Annotated in this window: 16 protein-coding genes; 5 read left to right on the top strand and 11 right to left on the bottom strand. The window is 70.9% G+C overall.

Going from position 1 to position 15090, the window contains the following annotated elements; translation table 11 throughout:
• Positions 1–3: 3 nt before the first annotated feature.
• On the bottom strand, positions 4–567 hold the full coding sequence (efp, locus tag ACFFC4_RS10080; RefSeq protein WP_375500365.1) for an elongation factor P: 564 nt from the start codon (positions 565–567) through the stop codon (positions 4–6).
• A gap of 52 nt (positions 568–619) precedes the next feature.
• Between efp and ACFFC4_RS10085 the strand changes: the two genes are divergently transcribed.
• Positions 620–1441 (top strand): crotonase/enoyl-CoA hydratase family protein, encoded by an 822-nt coding sequence (locus tag ACFFC4_RS10085; protein WP_375500367.1) that lies wholly within the window; start codon positions 620–622, stop codon positions 1439–1441.
• 28 nt (positions 1442–1469) lie between these two features.
• Here the strand turns inward: ACFFC4_RS10085 and ACFFC4_RS10090 are convergent, their stop codons facing one another.
• The 7 genes from ACFFC4_RS10090 to ACFFC4_RS10120 form a co-directional block, all read right to left on the bottom strand.
• Positions 1470–1937, bottom strand: coding sequence for a hotdog fold domain-containing protein (locus ACFFC4_RS10090; protein WP_375500369.1), 468 nt, complete (start codon positions 1935–1937; stop codon positions 1470–1472).
• 178 nt (positions 1938–2115) lie between these two features.
• Positions 2116–2568: a type II 3-dehydroquinate dehydratase gene (aroQ, locus tag ACFFC4_RS10095; RefSeq protein ID WP_375500370.1), complete on the bottom strand. Its 453-nt coding sequence runs from the start codon at positions 2566–2568 to the stop codon at positions 2116–2118.
• Positions 2565–3638 carry a 3-dehydroquinate synthase gene (gene aroB, locus ACFFC4_RS10100; RefSeq protein ID WP_375500372.1) on the bottom strand — a complete coding sequence of 358 codons (1074 nt, stop codon included), beginning with the start codon at positions 3636–3638 and terminating at the stop codon, positions 2565–2567. The genes aroQ and aroB overlap by 4 nt, the downstream gene beginning before the upstream one ends.
• Positions 3635–4159: a shikimate kinase gene (locus ACFFC4_RS10105; protein WP_375500374.1), complete on the bottom strand. Its 525-nt coding sequence runs from the start codon at positions 4157–4159 to the stop codon at positions 3635–3637. Before ACFFC4_RS10105 ends, aroB begins: the two co-directional genes overlap by 4 nt.
• Complete coding sequence (gene aroC / locus ACFFC4_RS10110) at positions 4156–5352, bottom strand: chorismate synthase (protein ID WP_375500376.1); 1197 nt, start codon at positions 5350–5352, stop codon at positions 4156–4158. The genes ACFFC4_RS10105 and aroC overlap by 4 nt, the downstream gene beginning before the upstream one ends.
• A 23-nt stretch (positions 5353–5375) precedes the next feature.
• Positions 5376–6785, bottom strand: a complete 1410-nt coding sequence (locus ACFFC4_RS10115) for a glucose-6-phosphate dehydrogenase (NADP(+)) (protein WP_375500378.1) — start codon at positions 6783–6785, stop codon at positions 5376–5378.
• 91 nt (positions 6786–6876) lie between these two features.
• A complete protein-coding gene (locus tag ACFFC4_RS10120; protein ID WP_375500380.1) occupies positions 6877–7575 on the bottom strand; it encodes a prepilin peptidase in 699 nt (232 codons plus the stop codon).
• A 45-nt stretch (positions 7576–7620) separates the two neighbouring features.
• Here ACFFC4_RS10120 and ACFFC4_RS10125 point away from each other — a divergent pair, with 45 nt between their 5' ends.
• Positions 7621–8190, top strand: coding sequence for a molybdenum cofactor guanylyltransferase (locus ACFFC4_RS10125; RefSeq protein WP_375500382.1), 570 nt, complete (start codon positions 7621–7623; stop codon positions 8188–8190).
• A 51-nt stretch (positions 8191–8241) separates the two neighbouring features.
• On the opposite strand, the gene ACFFC4_RS10130 is transcribed toward ACFFC4_RS10125, so the two are convergent.
• Positions 8242–9039, bottom strand: coding sequence for a formate dehydrogenase accessory sulfurtransferase FdhD (locus tag ACFFC4_RS10130; protein WP_375500384.1), 798 nt, complete (start codon positions 9037–9039; stop codon positions 8242–8244).
• Positions 9040–9266: 227 nt separating this feature from the next.
• Here ACFFC4_RS10130 and ACFFC4_RS10135 point away from each other — a divergent pair, with 227 nt between their 5' ends.
• From ACFFC4_RS10135 to ACFFC4_RS10145, 3 genes are all read left to right on the top strand, one after another.
• Positions 9267–9545, top strand: a complete 279-nt coding sequence (locus ACFFC4_RS10135; protein WP_375500386.1) for a hypothetical protein — start codon at positions 9267–9269, stop codon at positions 9543–9545.
• 117 nt (positions 9546–9662) lie between these two features.
• Positions 9663–10358 carry a GAF domain-containing protein gene (locus tag ACFFC4_RS10140; protein WP_375500388.1) on the top strand — a complete coding sequence of 232 codons (696 nt, stop codon included), beginning with the start codon at positions 9663–9665 and terminating at the stop codon, positions 10356–10358.
• A gap of 30 nt (positions 10359–10388) precedes the next feature.
• Entirely contained in the window at positions 10389–10685 is a 297-nt protein-coding gene (locus ACFFC4_RS10145; protein ID WP_375500390.1) for an excalibur calcium-binding domain-containing protein, read from the top strand.
• Between the two features lie 20 nt (positions 10686–10705).
• Here the strand turns inward: ACFFC4_RS10145 and ACFFC4_RS10150 are convergent, their stop codons facing one another.
• Together ACFFC4_RS10150 and ACFFC4_RS10155 are read right to left on the bottom strand one after the other, a co-directional pair.
• A complete protein-coding gene (locus ACFFC4_RS10150; protein ID WP_375500392.1) occupies positions 10706–14278 on the bottom strand; it encodes a helicase-related protein in 3573 nt (1190 codons plus the stop codon).
• Positions 14278–15090 (bottom strand): shikimate dehydrogenase, encoded by an 813-nt coding sequence (locus ACFFC4_RS10155; protein ID WP_375500394.1) that lies wholly within the window; start codon positions 15088–15090, stop codon positions 14278–14280. The genes ACFFC4_RS10150 and ACFFC4_RS10155 overlap by 1 nt, the downstream gene beginning before the upstream one ends.

Genomic DNA, 15090 nt, shown 5'->3' on the forward strand with positions numbered 1-15090 from the left:
TCGTCAGCTGTTGACGCGGCCGAGGTAGCGCCCGTCGCGGGTGTCGACCTTGACCTTCTCGCCGGTCGACACGAACAGCGGCACCTGGATCTCGGCGCCGGTCTCGACGGTGGCCGGCTTGGTGCCACCCGTGCTTCGGTCGCCCTGCAGACCAGGGTCGGTGTGGCTGATAACGAGCTCGACGCTGGTAGGCAGCTCGAGGTACAGCGGCGTGCCCTCGTGGACCGCGATCGCCACCTCGGCGTTGTCGAGCAGGTAGTTGGCGGCGTCGCCCACCGTCGTCGCGGGCACGGGCACCTGGTCGTAGGTGTCGGCGTCCATGAAGATGAAGTCCGTCCCCTCCTTGTAGAGGAAGGTCATGGACCGCTTGTCGACGGTGGCCGTCTCGACCTTGGTGCCGGCGTTGAAGGTGCGGTCGACAACCTTGCCCGAGAGCACGTTCTTCAGCGTCGTGCGCACGAACGCGCCGCCCTTGCCGGGCTTGACGTGCTGGAACTCGGTGACGGTCCAGAGCTGGCCGTCGATGTTGAGCACCAGCCCGTTCTTCAGGTCATTCGTAGTAGCCACGAGGGTCGAGTCTAATGCGGCGCTGGTGGGGCACCGGCCTACCCTGTCCTGCATGACCGACGACCGTGTCCTGCTCGACATCCGTCCCACCGACGACGGCGCCAACGTCGCCTACGTGACGCTCAACCGCGCGGCGAAGTACAACGGGCTGGACCCGGCCATGCTGCGCGCGCTTATCGAGGTGCCGAAGCGGATCGCCGCCGACCGCAGCATCCGCGCAGTCATCCTGCGCGGCGACGGGCCGGCGTTCTGCTCCGGACTGGATTTCGCAGCGGTCGGCAAGGCCGGCCCGGCATTCCAGCTGCGCGGATTCGTCAAGCTGCCCGGCCAGTCCACCAACTTCTTCCAGCAGGTCTGCTGGGCCTGGCGCGAGCTGCCGGTGCCGGTGATTGCGGTGGTGCACGGCCCGTGCTTCGGTGGCGGACTGCAGCTCGCCCTGGCGGCCGACTTCCGCTTCGCCACCCCCGATGCGCAGATCTCGATCATGGAGGCCAAGTGGGGTCTCATCCCGGACATGACCGGCTCGGTGACGCTGCGCGAACTGCTGCCCATCGACGTTGCGAAGCGGCTGACCATGACCGCCGAGGTCCTGGACGGCCACCAGGCCCACGAGTACGGCCTGGTCACCGGTGTCTCGGACGAGCCGCTGAAGGACGCTGAGGCCCTGGTCGGCGAGCTGCTCACCCGCTCCCCCGACGCCCTGGCCTACACGAAGCGGCTCTTCCACACCACGTGGACGCGCTCGCCGCGCTGGGCGTTCTGGACCGAGAGTGTGCTCCAAGCTCGGCTAATGACCAGCGCCAACCACAAGATCGCGCGCAGGGCTGGGCTCGCCAAGGAGCTGCCGCGCTGGGTCGCTCGCAAGGTGCGTTAGCAACGCTCGCCGCTGCGCCTCAAGCGCCTCAAGCGGCTCGCTTGCGCTCGCCGACGTGCAGACGGATCACGCCACGGACGGCGACCGTCCCGTCCCTGCGCGTGGCCTGCACCTGCACGGCCACCTCGCCCGGTGCTTCCCAATCGGCTGGGTCGGTGTCGGCGGTGGCGAGCATCGTCGAGTCCGACATCGCGACGTACTCGAGCTCCATACCCTTTGGTATCCAACGCAGGTGCGGCGGAATGGTGGCCTCGGCCAGCGCCCCCATCGCCATCTCCATCCCGTTGGCCAGCGCGATCACATGCACGGTGCCGATGTGGTTCTGCACGCCCCACCATTTGCGGACCCGAACCTCGGCGTGGTTCGGCCGCAGCTCGACGAGCGTCGGCGCGATCGTCAGGAAGTACGGCGCCTTGAGGGCGAACGCGAGCGAGAACGCGCCCCGCCCGACGACCGGCACCCGGTTCGCGCGCTGATAGAGATCGAGCACCTTCATGGCTCGCAGGTTACCCGTGAGTAACCACCGCCGGCAGGTGCGGTAGGTGGAGCCGCTCGCGTGCTGCCATTGCAGATGATGGCAGTGACTCAGCGTCAGAAGTGATGACGCTCAGTGGTTGGTGCCTGCAGTGCCATCGTGGGCGATGGCAGAACGCGAGCAGCCCGGCTGCGGAGGTCTAGCGAGCGACGTCCTCGCCCGCGAGAGACGACGAAAGCCAGGACAGGGCAAGCACGTAACCCTCGACGCCCAGGCCGACGATGACACCGGTGGCGTGTGACGACACGTAGCTCGTGTGGCGAAACGTCTCGCGGCGGTGGACGTTGCTGATGTGCACCTCGATCAACGGTGCGGTGAGCATGGCGCACGCATCGCCGAGAGCGACCGACGTGTGGGTCAGCGCGCCGGCGTTCATGACCACCGGCGTGGCATCGTCGGCCGCCCCGTGCAGCCAGCCGAGCAGGTCGCCCTCGAACTCGCTCTGGCGGACCTCGACGTCCAGGCCCAGCTCGGCGCCGGCCCGCACGCACAACGCCGCGAGCTCAGCATGCGTGGTGCTGCCGTAGATCTCCGGCTCGCGGGTGCCGAGGCGACCCAGATTCGGACCGTTGATCACCAGGACGCGATTCACGAAGCCACCTCCGAGTAGGCATCCGCCAGGATGTCCGGGTCGGGGTTGTCGGCGGTGCCCGGGCGGGCCAGTCCGTCGAGCACCACGAAGCGCAGCCGGTTGCCGCGCGACTTCTTGTCGATGCGCATGGTCTCGAGCAGGTGCGGGAACGCGTCGGCCCGGTAGGACGTCGGCAGGCCGACCGCGTCGAGCACGGCACGGTGCCGTTCGGCGGTCGCGGCGTCGAGGCGGTCGAGCCGACGGCCCAGCGCCGCGGCGAAGATCAGTCCGACCGACACCGCATCACCGTGCCGCCAGCGGTAGTTCTCGGCCCGCTCGATGGCGTGCCCGAGGGTGTGGCCGTAGTTGAGGATCTCGCGCAGACCCTGCTCGGTGAGGTCCTCGCCGACGACGTGCGCCTTCACCCGCACCGAGCGCTCGACGAGCTCGCGCTCGACCGGGTTTCCTGCCTGCGACGCGGCCGTCGGATCCGCCTCGATGAGGTCGAGGATGGCCGGGTCGGCGATGAACCCGCACTTGACGACCTCGGCCAACCCGGCGATGTAGTCCTCGCGGGGCAAGGTCTCGAGGGCGACGAGGTCGCACAGCACGCCGGCCGGTGGGTGAAAGGCGCCGACCAGGTTCTTGCCCGCCGCCGTATTGACGCCGGTCTTGCCGCCGACCGCCGCATCGACCATGCCGGCCAGCGTGGTGGCCACGTGCACGACCCGCACGCCGCGCAGCCAGGCTGCACCAACCCAGCCGGCGAGGTCGGTGGTGGCTCCCCCGCCGAGGCCGACGATTGCGTCGGAGCGGGTGAAGCCGAGCCGGCCCAGGGTGTCCCAGCACGTCCCCGCGACGGCGAGCGTCTTGGCGTCCTCGCCGTCGGGCACCTCCAGGACGTGGACGACAAAGCCCGCCTTGTCCAGGCGGGCGCGCCACGTGTCGGCCCGCTCGGGCATTGTCGGGGGGTGGACGATTGCCACCTGCGACGCGCCGGCCAGCAGCGGCGCAAGCTCGTCCTGCAGGTGGCGGCCGACCAGCACCGGGTAGGGCTGCGCACCGTCGACGTCGATGCGGGTGACGTTCATGTGCGCACCCGCCGTTCGTGCAGCCGAGCCGCCACCGTGGCGGCCACCTGACCGGGCGTTCGGCGGTCGGTGTCGACGACGAATGTCGCGACCTCCTCGTACAGCGGCGCGCGCTCGGCCGCGAGCTCGGCCAGCCGAGCGTTCGGGTCCGCCGCGAGCAGCGGGCGGGTGCGGGCGTCGCCGACGCGCGAGCCGAGCGTCGCCAGTTGCGCGCGCAGCACGACGACGGGCACGTCGCAGCTCACGAGCGCCGCACGGGTGCTGGTGCAGATCAGCGCGCCGCCGCCGAGGGCCAGCACGCCGTCGAAATCGACGAGTGCGGCGGCGATCGCGGCGGCCTCGGCCGCACGGAACGAATTCTCGCCGTCCTCAGCAAAGATCTCGGTGACCGCGCGCCCGGCTGCGGCCTCGACAAGGTCGTCGGAGTCGGCGAACGGCAGCGCGAGGATCTTGGCCAACCGGCGGCCGCTGGTGCTCTTGCCCGCGCCCGGCAGCCCGACCAGCACCACCCGCGGACTCATGGGGAACTGGCCAGGCCGCGTTCGACGAGGCGCTTGAGGTAGGCGTCGGCGTTGCGCCGGGTCTCGGCCACCGAGTCACCGCCGAACTTCTCGAGCGCGACCTCGGCCAGCACCAGGGCCACCATCGCCTCGGCCACCACGCCCGCGGCCGGGACGGCGCAGACGTCGGAGCGCTGGTTGATCGCGACCGCAGCTTCGCCGGTCTCGGTGTCGACCGTGCGCAGCGCCCGCGGCACGGTCGAGATCGGCTTCATGGCGGCGCGGACGCGCAGGACCTCACCGGTGGTCATGCCGCCCTCGGTGCCTCCGGAGCGCCCGGAGACGCGGCGGATCGCGCCGTCGCTGTTGACGATCTCGTCGTGCGCCAGCGAGCCCCGGGTGCGCGCCAGCTCGAAACCGTCGCCGACCTCGACGCCCTTGATGGCCTGGATGCCCATGAGCGCTGCGGCCAGGCGGGCATCGAGCCGGCGGTCACCGTGCGTGAAGCTGCCCAGGCCGGGCGGCAGGCCGTAGGCGAGCACCTCGACCACTCCGCCGAGGGTGTCGCCGTCCTTGCGGGTGCGGTCGATCTCCTCGACCATCGCCGCGCTGGTGGCTTCGTCGAAGCAGCGGACGTCGGAACCGTCGACGGCGTCGGCGTCGGCGGGCGTCGGCACCACGCCGTCCGGCGCGGTGACCGAGCCGATGCCGACGACGTGTGACACGACATCGACCCCGAGCGCTTGGTGCAGGAAGGCCCGCGCGATCGTGCCGAGCGCGACCCGTGCGGCGGTCTCCCGGGCACTGGCCCGTTCGAGGATCGGCCGGGCGTCGTCGAGGTCGTACTTCTGCATGCCGGCGAGGTCGGCGTGTCCGGGACGTGGCCGGGTGAGCGGCGCGTTGCGGGCCAGCGCGGCCAGCACGTCGGCATCGACCGAGTCGGCCGACATCACCTGCTCCCATTTGGGCCACTCGGTGTTTCCGACGCGCACGGCCACCGGGCCGCCCATCGTGACGCCGTGTCGGACGCCGCCGGTGAGCTCGACCTCGTCCAGCTCGAACTTCATCCGCGCGCCGCGGCCGTAACCGAGCCGCCGGCGCGCGAGTTCGCGGGTCAGGTCGGCCGTGGCCACCTCGACGCCTGCGGGCAGACCGTCGAGGACGGCCACCAGCGCAGGGCCGTGCGACTCACCAGCCGTGATCCATCGAAGCACGGGTGCAGTGTCTCAGAACAGTGCTACTCGCCGAGCAGCCAACCGTCCGGAGCGGCCAGTTCGCGCGCGGCCTGCGGCCCCCACGAGTTGACGGGGTAGGGCTGCGGCTTGGGCGGGTTGTCGAGCAGCGGGCCCGCGGCCTCCCACACGGCGGCCAGACCGTCCGGTCGGGTGAACAGGCCGCGATCGCCGACGAGGACGTCGTGGATGAGCCGCACGTAGGGCGGCAGCGGGTCGGCGCCCTGAAGGGTCTCGAGCTTCAACCCGATCTCGGCCGGCTCGAGCTCGAGTGCTGGTCCCGGCTTCTTGGCCACCAGGCGAAGCGAGATGCCGCCGTTGCCGGACAGGTCGAAGGACAGCACATTGCCGTCCTTCGGGAAGTCCTCGAGCGGGCCGTCGTCGGGGTCGCGGAGGATCAGGCTGACCCGCTGGTGGCTCTGATTCAGCCGCTTGCCGGTGCGCAGCAGGAACGGCACGTCGCGCCAGCGGTCGTTGTCGACCCAGAGCCGGGCGGCCACGTACGTGTCAGTGGTCGACGTCGAATCGATGCCCTTCGTGTCGGTGTAACCGTCGAACTGCCCGAGGACCACCTCTTTAGGGTCGATCGGACGAAAGCAGCTGATCACCTTCTCGCGGGCGGCCTGCAGGTGGTCGGAGCCGAGGCTCTTCGGCGGCTCCATGGCGATCTCGGCCGCGACCTGGAACAGGTGGGTCACGAGCATGTCGAGCACCGCACCGGTCGCGTCATAGAACTCGGCACGGTCGGCGATGCCGAGCTGCTCAGGGACGTCGATCTGCACGGCGCGGACCGTCTTGTTGCTCCAGACGGCGTCGAATAGGCCGTTGGCGAACCGCAGCACGTGCAGGTTCTGCGTGGCCTCCTTGCCCAGGAAGTGGTCGATACGGAAGACCTGGTCCTCGGCAAGAATCTTGTGCACCTGCTCGTCCAGCTCGCGGAAGTTCTCGGGTGACGTGCCGAACGGCTTCTCATAGACAACCCGGCTGTTCTTGGCGAGATCGTGCTCGCCCAGGCCCTCGGTCGCTCCGGCGAAGGCGACCGGCGGAACGGCGAGGTAGTGCACCAGCTGCGCGTCGGCACCGACCTCCTTGCGGGCCTCGGCGAGGACGTCGAGCAGGCTACCCGGGTCGGCCTTCTCGAACCCGCCGCCGGCGAAGCGCAGCCGCTGCTCGAACGTCTTCCAGGTGCTGTCGTTGAGCTTCTCGCCGGCGTCCGTGAGGACGTCGTGGACGTGGTTCTGGAAGTCGTAGTGCGAGACGTCGCCGCGACCGTTGCCGACCAGCATCCACTTGTCGGGCAGCAGGCCCTCCTTGGCCAGCGTGTAGAACGCCGGCAGCACCATGCGTTTGGCAAGGTCGCCGGTGGCACCGAAGAGGACGAAGACAGTGGGTCCGGGACGGACGGCACTGCTCACGCGCGAACACCGTGAGCGCTGAGCGAATGGACGTGGCCTCTGGCGGCCGGAGCGAAGCGGAGGACGGTCATGTGGGATGACGATACGGAGGTCATCCTGCGAATGCGGGAACGAGGTCGAACGCGAGGACGAGCAACGCGCCGAAGATCAGCATGGGCCCGAAGGCGATCGCAGTTTTGAGTCCCGCCCGCCGCGTCGCGATCAGGGCGAGCGACACGACGGCGCCGAGCAGGAACCCGGCGAAGATCCCGTAGTAGACGTACCCCCAGCCGAACCAGCCGAGGTAGCCGCCGAGCACCCCGCCGAGCCGGACGTCACCGAGCCCGAACGACCGCGGCGAGGCAAGAGCCAGCAGGAACAACACCGCAAGGACGGCCGCAGCAGCCTCGAGGCCGCGCAGCCAGCGGTGCCAATCGTTCTGCGCCACAGCCGCGACGGTGAGGAGTACGGACTCGCCGGCGACGGCGACGTAGACGAGCCGGTTGGGCAGCCGGTGCACCTCGTAGTCGATGACGACCAGCGGCGCGCACACCAGGGCCAGCGCGACGAAGGCGGGCAGCAGCGCGCCTAACCCTGCGGCAGCGCCGGCCAGCGCTCCGAGCATGGTCCCGACGACGGCCGTGACGACGACGCGGGAGCGCGTCACGGGCAGCCCGGTCCACCACTGCGCGAGCGTGCGGTCGGGGACGCTCGTCGTCAACCTGGCCAGATAGGGCGACGCCGCGGCGCACCCGATGGCCCCGAGCAGAGCCGCCACCGGGACGTGCGCTCCGGTGGCGGCGGCGGACATGGAGCGTGAGCCTACGGTCGCGCCGCGGCCGTTACCGTCGAGGCTGTGTACGACGCCCTCATCCTCGCCGGCGGTTCGGCGCGTCGCCTCGGCGGCGTCGACAAGCCCGCCGTGGACGTCGGCGGACGCACGCTGCTCGAGCACGTCGTCGCTGCGGTCGCCGACGCCGACCGGATAGTGGTCGTCGGCCCGCATCGGCCGTTGCCCTTTGAGGTCGTCTGGTGCGTCGAGGACCCGCTGGGAGGGGGTCCGGTCGCCGCGATCGCTGTCGGGCTGGCGCACACATCCGCGGACGTCGTGCTCGTACTCGCCGCCGACCTGCCGTCGGTGGCACCGGCCGTGCCCGTGCTGCTCCTTGGACTGAGCGCGGAATACGACGCCGCACTGCTCGTCGACGCTGCCGGCCGGTCGAATCATCTGGCCGTCGCGTGGCGGCGAGATGCCCTGACCGCCGCGCTGGCTGCGCTGGGCGAGCCGGCGGACGCCGCGGTGCGGGCCCTGACGTCGTCGGTCGCGGTGGCCCAGGTGCCAGACCCGCAGGGCTGGGGCCGCGACTGCGACACCTGGGCAGACGTTGACGCCGCCCGCCAAGCCCTTGGTGATCAACAGCGCTGAAACGTCGTGCTACGACGTTTCAGCGCTGTTGATCACCAGGGGGCGCGTCGGTCAGCGGGCGAGCAGGTCTTCGCCTGCGTAGACGTTGAGCCGGCCGCGACGCACCATGCCGGCGAGCAGCAGGTCGTGCTCGCGGGCGAGGTCGACGGCGAGGCTCGACGGCGCCGAGACCGCAACGATCCCCGCCGCGCCGGCAGCGACCGCCTTCTGCACGATCTCGAACGACACCCGTCCGCTGACGACCAAGACCCGGTCCCGCGCGGGCAGGGCGCCGGCGAGCAGCGCCTGCCCGATCACTTTGTCGACCGCGTTGTGCCGGCCGACGTCCTCACGCACCGGACCGAGGGTGCCGTCGGCCGCAGCGAGCGACGCCGCGTGCACCGCACCGGTGCGATCGAAAGTCTTCTGCCGTTGTCGCATGGCATCGGGCAGCCCGGCCAGCACACTGTGCGACACCGCGAACCCTGGTGTGTGCGCCGGCCCGTCGACGAGCAGCGACAGGTCCAGGACGTCTGCGCTGCACACGCCGCACGCGGCCGAGGTGACGAACGCGCGCGGTCGGGGCGCGCGGACACCCGGTGCGAGCGTGATGTGGACGCGGTCGGTGTCGTCCTCGCGGCACTGGCGCAGTTGCCCGACGTCATCGGGCCGCCGCACACCTGACTCGACGACCAGCCACCCGGCGGTCAGCTCGAGGTCGTGTCCCGGCGTGCGCATGAGCGTGGCGATTGCCTCCCCGTCCAGGCCCAGAACCAGCGGAGCCTCGACCGCGAGGTCGTCCGGCGTTCGGGCCGGCTCGGCGCCGTCCACCAACCGGACGATTGCGCGGCGGGTGCTGGTGACGGGCATGGATTCAGCGTAATCACGCCAGGAGTGCCCGCCGGCGGACCCGGATGTTGGCGCAGATCGGCAACGTCGGGCATACTTCACACGGATCATATGCGGGCTACGGTCTGTGGAGGGACGTGGCCCGCAGTGGTCTACTCACCGGCGGGCTGCCGGGGTTCCGCTGCGTCGTTTCCCGCAATGACGAGGCACGGCCCCGGCACCCGCCTTCTCGCCCTAGAATGGCCGATATGGGTTTCCTGGACAGGATGAAGGACAAGACCGACGAGCTGCAGAAGAAGGCAGCCCCGAAGCTCGATGAGCTGCGCGTCAAAGCCGGCCCGAAGGTCGAGGAGCTGCAGAAGAAAGCAGCGCCGCTGGCCGAGAAGGCCAAGGACCGCGCTGGCAAGGTCGCCGCCACCGCCAAGGAATCGGCGCAGGGTCTGCGCGAGGGACTACGCGGCGATGACGAGAAGCCGGGCACCGTCACCAAAGCAACGCCTCCGCCGCCCGGGCCCAAGCAGGACTGAACCTGCAGACCCGTCGTCGCGGCGCCGGGTCGCAGCGTCAGAACCGTCGTCGGCTTAGGCTGCGCACTCGACGCCGGCCAACCCCGCTGCAGCGTCTGGTGACGACAGCGAGGCGCCATGGACGAGCCGGGGCATCCACACCCACTACCCAGTTCGACGCCCGTGGGCTGCGGCCCTGATCGACGCTTCGACGCGATCGCTGCGCTGACCAGCCGTCTGATCGACGCGCCCACCGCGCTGGTGTCATTCGTCGACCGGACCCAGCAGGTGTTCCCCGGCGCGATGGGCCTGCCCAGCCCCTGGCAAGAAATCCGGTTCACCCCGCTCACCCACTCGTTCTGCCAGCACGTCGTCACCAGCGGGGCGCCACTGGTGCTCAGCGATGCGCGCACGATTGAACGCTTCGCCAACAATCCCGCCATCGCCGACCTAGGTGTCGTTGCGTACGCGGGCTTCCCGCTCGTTGACATCCGCGGCCGTGCAGTCGGCTCGCTGTGTGTCATTGACCCCCAGCCCCGGGAATGGAGCGAGCGGGAGTGCGCCATGCTCGCCGAGCTCGCCGCCTACTGCTCCAGCGAGCTGGAACCGCGCACCACCGGCCTACGCGACGCCCTGGTTGCCGATCGCGACCGGATGGCCGAGGAGCTGCAGCACGGGGTAGTCAGTGACCTGCTCGCGCTGTCCATCCTGCTGGGTGGGGTGCGCTCGCACGCCACCGTCGACAGCGCCGACATGATCGACGACGCCATCGATGCCGTCGACCAGATCATCGCTAGGCTGAGGGCGGCTGTCGTCCATGCGGCCGAACGCTGACCGCTCACCGACAGGATCTGCCGACTTCCGATGACGACCGTTCCCGCCCGCGCCGGCGCCCTCGCCGCAGCCGTTCTGCTCTGCATCGCCGCCCCAGCCGCCGCTCCGGCCGATGCTGCGGCTGATGCCGCGGCCGGTGCGCGCCACTTCGCAAACTGCACCGCGCTGAACAAGGTGTACAAACACGGGGTCGGCCAGAACGGGGCGCACGATCACGTCAGTGGCCACTCCCGCCCGGTGACGACGTTCACCCGCAGCAATGCGCTGTACGCGGCGAACAAGAAGAGCGACCGCGACCACGACAAGATCGCCTGCGAGAAGCGCTGAGCGCACCCCAGCTTGGCGCGTCAGGCTGCGCTCGTCGCGCCGTGCCTGACGGATGCCTCAAGGGCGGTGTTGATCTCGGCCAGGCGCGCCTGCGCCGCAGCGAGTTCGTCCGTGCGGGTGAAGCGGTGCTCGGCGATCACGCGTTTCGCCTCCGCGCCGACGTCGTGGGCGTCGACCGCGGCCTGCTCCACCTCGAGGATCCGCTCGTCCAGGCGACCCAGCCAGCGCCGCAGCTGAGTGACCACCGACCGGGTGCACGCCGCAGCACTGCTGCGTAGCAACGTGAGCGGCAACGCGATCTCGTCGGCCCGGCGGTGTGACACCGTGACGCGCAGCGACACGACATCGGCGGCCCGCGCCGTCCACCCGCCCTCGGGCAGCAGCTCGACGCCGAGCCCGCGCCACGGCGCACGCACCGGCGCCGGGTCGTCGGACTCGGAGTCGGCAAGCAGCAGCCGCTCGCGCAGCGCCTTGGCCGCAAGGCGAACGTCGGCTTCCGGGTCGCTGAGGTCAGGAACCTCCGCCAGCCGTTCACGCGCGGCACCGAGCAGCAACAGCTGCTGGTGCAGGCGGTACTCCTCCTGTTCGGCATTGGCCAACTGAGCGCGGGCCGCGGTGAGCGACTGCAGGTTGATGGATCGCAGCAATTGCAGGCGGGCGACGTCGGCCGCGGCCTGGGCCTGCTCGAGCAGCAGCGCATTGCCGGTGGCCAGGGCCTTGACCTCGGCGAAGGTCAGCACCGCGTCGCCGAGGTCGTCGATCGAGCGGACGCCGGGATCGGCGCGGTAGAGCTGCTCGACGAAAGTCGCCTTGCGTTGCAGCGCCTGCCACATGAACGCGTCGAACGTGCTCTTGGTGACGTAGCGCCGGACGTCGACGACGGGATTGAGATTGCCGGGCCGGAAGGCGCGGCCCTCGCGCTGCTCGATGTCCGAGGGACGCCACGGTGCGTCGGCGTGGTGGATCGCGCGCAGCCGCGGCTGGATGTTGGTGCCGACACCCAGCTTGTCGGTGGAGCCGATCAGCACCGACACCTCGCCCGATCGGCACAGCGCGAACAGCTCGGTCCGCGCCTCGGGGGTGGTGGCCTCGTGCACCCAGCGAACCCGCTCGGGCGGCACGCCCCGCTCGACGAGTGCGATCCGCAGCCGCCCGTAGCTCTGCGGCCCGTCGGCGCCCGGGGTGCCCTGGTCGCAGAAGATCACCTGCAGAACGCCGGGAACGTCGCTGCCCGGGAACGTGAGCTCGGCGTGCTCGTGGTGCAGCTCGGCGACCGAGTCGGCCACCGCGGCCAGCTTGGTCGAGTCCTCGGCCACCCCGACCAGTCGCGGGTCGAGCGCGGCGCGTCGACCGTCGCCGCAGACGGCCAGCATGTTGTCGCCACCCGGTTCGGAGCGGACCTGCTCGCGTCGGATCTTGTCGACCCGCGCGCCGAGCGTCCGGACGAACTGCAGCTGCCCCTCGCTCGGCGGGCAGACGACGGTCTGCTCACGCCGCTCGGGGCGTTCCAGGCCGAGTTCCTCGGGACGCAGGATGTCGGCGCAGCGGGCCAGCATCCGACGCAGCTCGGGCAGGTTGCGGATGCGCGACGGGCGCTGGACGAGACGTACCGCGGCGGCGTCGGGCGTGACCTCGACGACCGTCTCGTAGTCGACGAACACCGCGGCCCAGGCGTCGAAGTGCGCGATGCCGGCCTCGGCCAGGACGTCGGGCTGCAGGTAGGTCTGCCAGACGAACGTCTCGGCGATCGTGTTCGACCACGGCGTGCCGGTGAACAGCGCGAGCGTGGGGCGGTCGCCGCGACGGGCCCGCAGGATCTGCGCCTTGAGCTGCAGGTCGGCGGCCCGTCGCGACGAGCCCAGGGAGATGCCCGCCATCCGCGACACGACCGGCAACCGCTTGAAGTAGTGCGCCTCGTCGATGAGCAGCAGGTCCACGCCGAGATCGTCGAAGGCGATCGACGGACGCGGTGCCGTGCGCACCTGCTGCATCCGGGTCTCGAGTGCGACGACGCGTCGCTGCAGCACCGACCGGCCGTGCCGCCCACCCCTACCCGCAGCGATGTGGCGCTGCAGGCCGGCGATCTCGTCGGTCAGGTGAGCGAGCTCGGCTTCGGCCCGCACCGGCAGCGCGCTGAACGTGCCGTGCGAGACGATCACCGCGTCCCAGTCACCGGTGGCGCATCGGGCCGCCAGCTGTTCGCGGGAGCGTAGCTCGTCCTCGCCGTGCACGAGAAAGCTCGCGAACGGGTAGGCCTGCCGCGCCTCGCGCGCGGTCTGCTCGACGAGGTGTGCGGGCACTGCGATCAGCGGCTTGGCTGCGAGCCCGAGCCGTCGGGCAGTGAGCGCGGCGCACACCATCGAGCGGGTCTTGCCGGCACCGACGGCGTGCGCGCACAGCGTGGCCGGGGATGACACGATCTGGGCGACGATGTCGCGCTGCCACGACCACAGCTCGATGCCGTCAGCCAGCCCGGGGAACGTCAGCTGCGACCCGTCGTGGCGGCGGACGAGGTGGGTGTTGAAACGTCGGTTGTACTCGCGGGTCAGCCGTTCGGTGCGGGCCGCGTCCTCCCACACCCAGGTGCGGAAGCGTTCCTGCAGCGCGGTGAGTCGCTCGATCGCGGCCAGGCTGGCCTCGGGATTGCGCAGCTTGAGCCGCTTTCCCGGCACCGCGACCGTGTCGAAGACGACCGGGGTGCGGCCGTTGAGCCCGGCTGCGAGCAGCTCGTAGGCGCTCATCCGCGTGGTGCTGTAGAGCCCGAAGCCACCGACCGGCGTCTTGCCGAGCGGCACGGTCTTCCACGACGCGGCCGAGGGCAGGTGCCACACCTTCACCCGCCCGCCGAGCACCTCGTGCACGAAGGCCTCGATGTCCGCCGCACCGATCCAGGGCGCCCCGAGCGACACCGAGATCTCGAGCGGGCCGAGGTCGTCCGGCGTGGCCTCGGCCAGGGCGGCGATGTTGCGGCGGTAGTCGCGGTCGTGCCGGGCGGCGGCCTCGGCCACCACTCGTTTGGCCCGGACGTCGCCGGTCAGGTACTCGCGGCGACTGATCCACCGGCCGTCGTTCTCCGGGTCGCGAAAGACGAGGTCGCCGAGAGCTTCGATGGCGTCGGCGCTCGAGCGCAGTCCCAGCAGCTCGGCCACCCGGGTGAGGTCGACGCCGTTGCCCTCGCCCAGGCAGACGAGCAGCGCCTCGTGCGCGTCGGCCGCCCGGCGCACCGGCGGGCGGCGACCGTGCACCCGTCGCAGCAGAATCGGTGCGGGTGTGGCCTCGCGCGTCGCGGGGTCGTAGACCTCGAGTGCCATCAGCGAGTAGTAGTCGGGATCGCGCCGGAAGCCACCGAGGTCGGGACGGCGCCACACCAGTTCGGGCTCACCGGTCTGCGGGTCTGGTCGGCCGCCGTGCAGCTCATGCAGCTCACCGCGGTTGAGCGCGCCGAAGCGTTGCACGTAGGCGCGGTACAGCTCCAGAGCACGGGTGCGGGCCGGCTCGATCACTGCGTCGTTGAGCGCAGCGTCCGCCTCGAGGGCCAGCAGGGCGAGCCCGGCATCCCGGAGTTCTGTCAGCGCACGCAGTTCGTGGTTCATCAGATTCCTGCGTCGGGCACGACCGCCCGCAGCGCGTCGCGCATCTCGTCGACGGGCGGCTCGTGGCCGGTCATCAGCTCGACCTGAACCGCTGCCTGGTGCAGCAGCATCAGCGCTCCGCTGACCACCTTCGCCCCGCCCCGTCCGGCTGCGGTGGCCAGTGCCGACGGCCACGGGTCGTAGGCGACGTCGAGCACGGTCTGCGTGGGTGTCCACGCCCGGTCGGCGAACGGGTCCGCCGCTCGCCCCGGCAGCGTGGACACGACCAGGTCGGCACCCAGCGCAGCCGCCCCTGGGCGCAGCGTCTCGACCGCGAGCGCTATGTCCAGCCGGCCCGCGGTGTCAGCTGCCCGGTCGACGCGGGACGGGTCACGTACCAGCACCGTGCAGGACGGGACGCCCAGCACGAGCAGGGCCGCGAGCACGGCCTGCGAGGTGCCGCCGGCGCCCAGCACCGTGACCGTCCGCGGCGCCACCGCGTACTCGGCCAGCGCGGCGACGATGCCGGCGACGTCGGTGTTGTCGGCGATCCAGCCGTCCGGCCCGGGCACGAGGGTGTTCGCCGAGCCGACGGCACGAGCCAGCGGGCGCGTCTCGGCGGCGACGTCGAGGACGGCGTGTTTGAGCGGCATGGTGCACGAAAAGCCGGCCCAGTCGGCACGCGTGGCCAGCGCATCGGGCAGTTCGTCGACGCCGCACTCGATCGCCTCGTAGGTCCAGTCCAGGCCGAGCGCGGCGTACGCGGCGCGGTGCAGGACGGGTGAGAGCGAGTGCGCGACCGGCCGGCCCAGCACCCCGGCGTGGGTTGGCAC

The organism is uncultured Jatrophihabitans sp. (assembly GCF_964244045.1).
Lineage (GTDB): Bacteria > Actinomycetota > Actinomycetes > Mycobacteriales > Jatrophihabitantaceae > Jatrophihabitans.